Below are 6,365 nucleotides of genomic sequence, written 5' to 3'. Positions count from 1 at the left end.
AAATCAATGTTTGGCTTCAGATGATTCAATTATTGCAGTCGAGAAAGCGGGTTTGGTAATTTGAGGAATGGCCGAACACAGGGTCCGGCCCGCAAGGAACTAAAGACGTGTCTATAATTGTATTCGATTGCATACCAATTAGTAAAATTGGACTATTTGATAACGGAATTGTCGTGATCATGGAGACCGACAATCGGGATGAATGCCTAATCACGCTTGACGATGGAACGCCTCAGGCAAGCGAGTTTGCTGTGGAATTGATCGTCGAAAGCATCCCTGGCCTGAATCTCTCGCCGTCTATTATGCTTTCCACGCGCATCGTGGTGGACCGCATTTGTGACTACGATCGGCCTGCGTTTGAGAACTTCATCAAGTCGCATGTTTACAATGATCGTGATGCCCTGGTGAAGCTCAGTTACTCCAGAGAAAAGCCAACCGAACTAGCTTCGTAGCGGCTTCACGCGGGAGCAAATGGCTGGGGATTCGGCAGCCAGATGAGCAATCGTCGAATCCCCAGCTAGCCGTCGAAGGCCCCCTGGACGGCTGCTGGGTCGTGATCCTCACGGACCCCGACTTCAATGACTGGTCGCCTTGGCTAGTGATCGCCAAAAACAAGCGCGTGGCAATCGCTCAAGCTCGTCGCGACTGGTGCGACGAACCCGGCTCCGCCGAAGTCGTCAAGGTCTACCATCGGGTTGGATTGGGGGCATCGCGTGAGAACGCCGGCCCTGAAAAAACTGGGATCGAGGCATCTACCGGGTATCGAATGAGCCGATAGCTGGGGCCGCCTTGGACCTCGTCAACGCCTTGGTCAGACTCGAATCCGGCTCGGCGCCGCACGCCTAACCCTACTCACAATTCACACGTCGGCCGCTTCGTGCGGCCAAGGAGACCCCTATGTCGAACTACAACACCAGCCGCGACCCCATGCCCATGGACGAGTTCATCGCCTTGGCCGAGACCGATGGCTGGAGCCGCGTGGCGAATCACGCAGCCCAGCCCGATGATGAGGTTACCCTCGTCGATGGCGCAGACCGTATGATTGTGGCCTACCCTCAGCCCACGCAGTTCAGCGATCATATCGGCTTCCAGGGCAGCAACTACGGCCTGTTGGAGGTGTGGGAGGAAGGCTCGCTCGAACAGAGATTCCTTGAGGGCCAAGACCCGGACGAGGAAACTCCGTGCGCGGAAGAGCTTGCGGCCGTGGCTGCGGTCCTTCTCCACTACGAGTCTCATCAAGATTTAGGGGACACAGTTCGCGCGATGCTGACAGACATCGGCAGTCGGTTCTGACGAACTCGCGGTGCCGCTGGTGAGGCTGTCAACGGCTTCGTGCCTCGGCGCGGAGGGAAGGTCATCGTGAGCCCGGCTGAAGGTCTATTCGGCAGGTCATTTCCATCGACAGATTCCAAACCTGTGAGATGATCGACGAATGATCTATCTCCAATCCATCGAGATCGTCAGTCGCAGACTACGCGGCTGAGCGAAGGGCTCGCCGCTTCCCTCGGAGGCGGACGATATGAACATCCACGAGAACAACGATCACTCGCAGGCCAGCGCGAGCGAAATCACCATGTCGGCGGGGCGGCTTCAGCCGATCTCGGGCTGGCCGCTCAATCATATCGCCGTCATCGAGGGCGTGAGTCCGGGCCATCTGTGGAAGCTCATGGGAACGCGTCCGCAATGGCGGCACGCCGCCTTCGCCGCCTTCACCCAGGGCATCCTCGATGATCCCGAGCCGTTCCTGAACCGCGTCCATGGCTGGATCGCACCGCACGGAACTTGGAACGAGATGATCGCCGAGGTCGGCGCGAATCTGCTGCGGATGCGACCCCGCGAAATTGTCGAAATGGCCTTCGGAAGCTGTCCTGACGGCTTCCTCGGCCTGCTCGACAAGGCAGGCTTCGAAGCCTTGCCCGAGGACACCTACGCCCGCCTTCATGCGATCTATACGTCCACCGACCCCGCCATCCGCGCTCGGAAGCGTTGTCTGGAGCAACTCCCGGACTTCCAAGAAGGATATCTGGCCGCCGTCGAGACCCTTGATCCGGTGTTCCTCACGCCGGGGATCGTGCGGCGGTATCAAGGGCACGAGGCGGCTGCTCGCCTGAATGGCTCGGTGAGTATGATCCGGCTTCTGGTTTCGACTGCCGACGACACCGCCATTCGCGACTCCCTGGAACGGGAGGAGCGGCGGCCCTTTCCGGGCTGGTTCAGCCGCTGGCTCCAGCGTTCCGATCAACCGCTCCCACGCAAGCTGCCCACCGATGGTCTGGTTGTCCTGGAGCGGATCACTCCCTCGACGGCGCGTTCGATTGGTCAGGAGTTCGGGAACTGCCTCGGTCGTGACCCTGACGGCCTTTCGACTCAAATGTGCTCCGGCGTTATGGCGATGCTGGTTTGGAGGGAAGTTGGCCTGCTGATCGAGATCGTTCAGGCGGAAGACGATTCCTGGTTTGCCCGTCGAGTTCATGCTCGCCAGAACGCCGAGGTCACCAGGGAGAATATGCGCGGCGTTCGTGAACTGCTTGAGCCCCTTGGGATCAGGGTGGTGATCGTGAAATCGAGCCCGCCGGAACTTGAGCCGCTCCTTCGAGAGTTGGGCTCGTGGCGCATACCGCTGTTTGATCTCATGGATTTCGACTGATCGGTGAGGGGGGGGCGCGAGGCGACAGGCTGGCCCCAAGCCAATCGATCCAACATCATCGCGCGCCGGCCATTGGTCTATGGCCGCGCCGGCGTGCGCGCGTGCTCGCATGCCAGCCGTCGTATGATGATCGAGGGTCGATGTTCACAAAGTCCATATATTTCAATTAACTGCTGTCATTTTGATAAATACATGATGACCCAGTTTCGTGCCCATATCCCCTACGCCGCCGCCCTCGAAGACATCGTGGATCAGATCATCGCCTGTTCGCCCGGCTGCTCTGGCTTCGAGACCGATGAAGTCCTGATCGTCTGTGATGGCGTCAGGTCCGCCGCGACCGTCGCCTCGCAACTCCGGCTGGAGGTCATCCGTAGCGCAGACGAAACCGACTCCCTCTCCAGCCGGCTTTGGATACGAGATCAGCCGGGCATCGAGGCCGAGTTAGATGCTCTGACGGACCAGTTCTCCGCCGACTTCGCCGCGTTCAGGATCGTCCACATCGATGTGGCAGATCGGGATGTCGCCGCGATCATGTCAGCCCTGGCTGACCTGTAGCGGCTATCGGCGAGCGGACCTCGACAAGGACAGGAGGATGCTCTTGATCTCGGCTCTTCGTTCTCGCGGGTGCCGAGCAAATCCGGCCTCGCTATCCAGGACCTGCCTGATCTCCAAGGGGTCCAGGCCAGCCCGATGTAGTGCGGCGGCCAGGGCGAAGAACGATTGGTTGCCCTGGCCCGGCTGCAACGCATTGGCCCGCCACTCGGCAATAGCTTCGTCGACCCACTGGTCCCGGCGATTTTCCCCGGACTTGTTCGCCAGAGCCGCCCTGATCTCCTGAAGCTTTTGCGATCCGCCGCCACAGATGGGCGAGACGCGGCATTTCACGACGGGTGGCTCCTCTGGCTCGGGTTCGGCGTGAACGATGCTCTTTTTGATCCAGGTGGTTGGTTCGATCGGCTTTCGCTTGGGATTTGCCACGCCATAGTCGTGAAAGAATGACCCGGCGGGATCACGCGCCTTGGCTGGCAGGAAGAACAGACTGGCCGCATTGAGCTTCGACGTGTCGAACCCATGCAGGTTGCGCTTTCGGATCGCAGGGTTCTTTGCCAACTGGTCCTTCGACCAATAGCCCTCCTTGTTCAGGGCTCTCATGATCTGCCCGAGGATCAAGGCGTGAACCTTCATCGTCATGGCCTGCGTAGTCGGGATGAATGCTCGCCAACGGGGCTTTTCTGGCGTGGAACTGTAGGTGTTCCAGACGACGATCCGGAGATTCGGAAATAGCCGTGCGAAATCCTCGTGGGTCAGATCGCCGCCGTCGTTGTCGAGCCAAATCCCACGAACGTGCCGGACATTCGCAAGACCGCGCGATGTGTCCGGGTCCTTGTTAGCATCGAAAAAGGCCGGACTGATCAGCCCCGCATCCTCCTTGGCGGGGATGCTCCGGTCGTGAAGGGATCGAAGTTCGGCGATGAAGGATTCATCCTCTTCGCGATCGAGATGGCCAAACGGAACGGGGTCGTAGAGCGACGTGAAGATCGTCCCTCCACCTTTCTCGGCATCGCCCCACGCAACTTGGTCCTCTCCAGCCAGCCCCTCTAACTCCGGCATCTCTGCACGAATGGTGGCCGTGAGATCGGGATAGAAATCCGCAGTCAGGTCGTCGCCATTGATGATGTCTTGCTCGATCAGGAGACGGGTTTCCCATTCCCGGCGATGGGCGGCCTTTCGAGCAGCCGAACTGGAATGGACCTTCGGTCTCCCCGATTTTTTCAGAACCGCCCCTATTACGGCTCCGCCGAGTGGCGACACCGAACAGCCAGGGAACAGCCTCGCGAGCCACTCCGCCGTGTCGCGGTCCATCACGATGACGGTTTTCGGGTTCAGATCGTCGGGATTCCGTAGGCTGCAACGCATCACAGCCTGATAGACCGAATGCTTGTATCCGCCGGTCCGCACATCGGCACCGCTCACCCCCTGGGCGTCCAGGAAGTTGAAGTGGGCCGGAGGAGGGTTGAGAGCGGAAAGAATGACCGCCACATGGAACCCTTGAAAATCATTCCTCCCGTGCGGAGTGTTGGGAAGACGCTCTGTCTTCAGCCCGTTGAATGTGCCGTTGTCGAGGTCCTTGTTGCCCATCCAGACGAACGGCTGATCGCCGACCTCAGCCCGCACCTTCTCCAAGATGACATCGAGGACCCTCGCCCCGGCGGCTTCGTCGAGGACGCGATCCCTGAGGGCCTTCGACCACGGTTCGTCGGTCGCATACATGATCCGAAGCAGACCGCCGTTCTGATGGGCAAGGTAGCGGAGATCGCTTGTGAAACGCCTCGACCGGAACGGCTTGAACCGAACGCCCTGTGCCGACCAAACGAGGTTCATCAACGATTCTTCGAAGCAGGCTCCGAGCATGATGACCTGCTGGAAGCCATCGAACATGCTGGGTTGAAGGAGAGAGTGGCTGGTCACACGCCGCTGATTGCCCTGGCCGGACCGGAGATTTTCCCACTGGTGCGAGAGAACGTAGGTGGTCCACTTCGAAGACAGCATCCGGTCGGCGAAGTCCTTGAAGAGGCTCCAGACCAGATCGTCGTCCTTGTTCTCCGCGATCTCCTTGAGACGCGCCCTTCCGCCGCCGATTGCCGGGCTCGCTACAGAGTAGCGGGCATCGTGGCCGTGAAGGTCGATGAACGGCACGATCAGTTCAGGGTTGTTCGGGATGTTGAGTTCGCTGAACTGGTCGATCTGCGGATACTCGTCCCAGATCACGATCCATTTCTCCCGACCTTGGAAGAAAGGTGTTCTGAGGAATGCTTGGTGGGTGATGAAAAGGATTTCGCCGCCGGACGCGGTGTCCTTGAAGTGGCGGACAATTGCCGGGGTCACGAGGCGGATAATGTCGCCGTGGAGCACGGTGTGCCGGACCGGCGGAGACAGCCTGCTGAGTTCCTCCCGCACGGTCTTGTTGATCAGTTCCTTGCTGGGTTGGACGACGAGAACCTTGTTGCCACCTCGTGCAAGCCAATAGGCGTAGCGGGTGGCTGCATAGGTCTTTCCCGCACCACATAGCGCGTCGAGATAGTATAGGATGTTGTGATAATTCATTGAATCGTCCGAAATATAAAAAGAGCCCGTTGGGGGATGTCATCCCAACGGGCTCCTCTCGGATCGCTCATGCAGCATTGTTCTCAGGCGGTCGCACAACCTCCCTCGTAGACTGACAAGACATCCAGAGGTCCGTTGGGTGTGCTGCCCTATTGATCTCAGTGTTACTTATTTGATGGTCAGGGCCGGCGAAGTGGTGGCCTCGGCGACTTCGGCGCCGGCCTGCTGGTTACGGCGGGACGCGATCAGAGGACTCGCTCACCGATCCAACTGCCCCGGTAGACCTTCACGATCTCGGGCGCGCACCATTCTGAAGGTTCGAAGAACTCGTCATCCTGGAGCCAGCTTCTCCAATCGGAGATGGCCCTTTCGATTGCGGATTCTTCATCGTCCGCCACAACAGAGTATGGAGATGAATCGTTGTAGTCCGGGTCCATAATAAAGACGACCCATTTTCGTTCGTCGTATTGATTCTTGTGTCTCATCGTCTTGTCTCTATTGGCTCTGATTGTTCCTTGATTGGTGAGCCGTCCTTGTTTTCAAATTACCGCACCTCGAATGACTAATGCGATATCTTTATTTGCCTGCGGGGCCTGGATGGACAACTAAAGAA

At 58.8% G+C, this 6,365-nt stretch carries 6 protein-coding genes; 4 read left to right on the top strand and 2 right to left on the bottom strand.

The genetic code is table 11. The features are described from left to right. Nucleotides 1-179 precede the first annotated feature (179 nt). From AC3WJT_RS17335 to AC3WJT_RS17320, 4 genes are all read left to right on the top strand, one after another. Nucleotides 180-452, top strand: coding sequence for a hypothetical protein (locus tag AC3WJT_RS17335; protein WP_492344386.1), 273 nt, complete (start codon nucleotides 180-182; stop codon nucleotides 450-452). A gap of 445 nt (nucleotides 453-897) precedes the next feature. After that, a complete protein-coding gene (locus AC3WJT_RS17330; RefSeq protein ID WP_492344385.1) occupies nucleotides 898-1,293 on the top strand; it encodes a hypothetical protein in 396 nt (131 codons plus the stop codon). A gap of 226 nt (nucleotides 1,294-1,519) precedes the next feature. After that, the gene (locus tag AC3WJT_RS17325; protein WP_492344384.1) at nucleotides 1,520-2,647 is read left to right on the top strand and encodes a hypothetical protein; all 1,128 of its coding nucleotides are present in this window, start codon (nucleotides 1,520-1,522) and stop codon (nucleotides 2,645-2,647) included. Between the two features lie 195 nt (nucleotides 2,648-2,842). Further along, nucleotides 2,843-3,202 carry a hypothetical protein gene (locus AC3WJT_RS17320; protein WP_492344383.1) on the top strand — a complete coding sequence of 120 codons (360 nt, stop codon included), beginning with the start codon at nucleotides 2,843-2,845 and terminating at the stop codon, nucleotides 3,200-3,202. A gap of 3 nt (nucleotides 3,203-3,205) precedes the next feature. Here AC3WJT_RS17320 and AC3WJT_RS17315 read toward each other — a convergent pair whose 3' ends face one another. Beyond that, complete coding sequence (locus AC3WJT_RS17315; protein ID WP_492344382.1) at nucleotides 3,206-5,752, bottom strand: DEAD/DEAH box helicase family protein; 2,547 nt, start codon at nucleotides 5,750-5,752, stop codon at nucleotides 3,206-3,208. 245 nt (nucleotides 5,753-5,997) lie between these two features. After that, nucleotides 5,998-6,237, bottom strand: coding sequence for a hypothetical protein (locus AC3WJT_RS17310; RefSeq protein WP_492344381.1), 240 nt, complete (start codon nucleotides 6,235-6,237; stop codon nucleotides 5,998-6,000). Nucleotides 6,238-6,365 lie beyond the last annotated feature (128 nt).

The organism is Caulobacter sp. FW305-C-30-S16, assembly GCF_058783025.1.
Note: the sequence above shows the minus strand (reverse complement) of the source record. Positions and strands in the feature narration are given on the sequence as shown.

Excerpts from the sequence above, each read along its gene's own strand:
- AC3WJT_RS17335 (WP_492344386.1), top strand. The coding sequence starts at position 180 with ATGGAGACCGACAATCGGGATGAATGCCTAATCACGCTTGACGATGGA.
- AC3WJT_RS17330 (WP_492344385.1), top strand. The coding sequence starts at position 898 with ATGTCGAACTACAACACCAGCCGCGACCCCATGCCCATGGACGAGTTC.
- AC3WJT_RS17325 (WP_492344384.1), top strand. The coding sequence starts at position 1,520 with ATGAACATCCACGAGAACAACGATCACTCGCAGGCCAGCGCGAGCGAA.
- AC3WJT_RS17320 (WP_492344383.1), top strand. The coding sequence starts at position 2,843 with ATGACCCAGTTTCGTGCCCATATCCCCTACGCCGCCGCCCTCGAAGAC.
- AC3WJT_RS17315 (WP_492344382.1), bottom strand. The coding sequence starts at position 5,752 with ATGAATTATCACAACATCCTATACTATCTCGACGCGCTATGTGGTGCG.
- AC3WJT_RS17310 (WP_492344381.1), bottom strand. The coding sequence starts at position 6,237 with ATGAGACACAAGAATCAATACGACGAACGAAAATGGGTCGTCTTTATT.